The 1,030-nt window shown below is 65.8% G+C and carries 1 protein-coding gene; it reads right to left on the bottom strand.

From position 1 onward, the window contains the following. Positions 1-46: 46 nt before the first annotated feature. Complete coding sequence (locus tag D456_RS0123320) at positions 47-850, bottom strand: IS5/IS1182 family transposase (protein ID WP_017578584.1); 804 nt, start codon at positions 848-850, stop codon at positions 47-49. Positions 851-1,030 lie beyond the last annotated feature (180 nt).

Below are 1,030 nucleotides of genomic sequence, written 5' to 3'. Positions count from 1 at the left end.
ACTGAGCCTTTCCGAGTAATGATCGGTGACTCTGTGTGAGTACAGGTCAAGCTGTGCGGCCGTGTTCGAGCTGCAGCAGAACCAGCGCGGCCCGAACAATCGCACCGATACGCCAGGGATCCAGACTCACCCTGCGCAGGGCCTTGAAGGTGGTTTTGAGCAGGGAGTTGGCACGTTCGGCGATGCCGTGCACGCCCCGAATGAGCTGGTTGTAGGCCTTTTGCCGGCCGGTCAACTCCCGACCCGCGGGTTTCTTCACCGGGTGGCGCAGCGCGGAACTGAGGTTTTCATAGCCCAGGTCGGTGAGCGTTGGCCGCTCGTCCCGGGCAGCGGCCTTTGCCAACGCAGGTAGCAGGTCGGCTTCGGCCTTGGCACAGGTGGAATCGTGCTCGCGCCCTGGGCGCACGCCGGAGGTCCACAGCGGCCACCCGTCGGGGGCCGAGAGCACCTGGACGTTGCCACCGTGGTGTTTGTGCTTGCCCGACCACCACAGGTCGGCGCCGGCCGGGCCCGGGGTGGCCACTCGGTCTGTGCGCACCACGGTCCCGTCCAGATTCAGATGAGTGCAGCTTTCCTGCTGGGCCTGCTCCAGAGCGGTGTGCAGCTCGGGGGCTCGGGCGGCCAGGACGTCGATGCCCTCGTGCAGGTAGGCGTAGACGGTGCTGGTGCCGATGGTGTTGTCAGTGGCCAGCTGGGCGGGGCGGGTTGCGTCCAAGAACCAGCGGATGACCAGCACGGCCTGGTTGAAGGGGCCCAGCGCACGGGTGCCAGTGCGGGTGCCGAGCTCGCGTCGACGGCCGGCCAGCAGGTGCGAGAGGAACTGCACGGTCTCGCGGTCGGCATCGAGCACGCACGTGTAGGTAACATCGGTAGACAAGCGAAGCCTCTGGTTATCGGTGTTTCTGTCGCAAGACCACCTCTACCAGGGGCTTCGCTGCTGTTCAGGGGCCGGGTTGGGCTCGGCCGATGCGGTCTCTCTCCACCCATGTTGTAACCGTGCGTGAGCAACGCTTACCCGGAAAGGCTCACT

It is taken from the genome of Nocardiopsis kunsanensis DSM 44524, from assembly GCF_000340965.1.
In the GTDB taxonomy this organism is placed as follows: domain Bacteria; phylum Actinomycetota; class Actinomycetes; order Streptosporangiales; family Streptosporangiaceae; genus Nocardiopsis; species Nocardiopsis kunsanensis.
The sequence above is the reverse complement of the archived record's forward strand: the minus strand, read 5'-3'. Positions and strand labels throughout refer to the sequence as shown.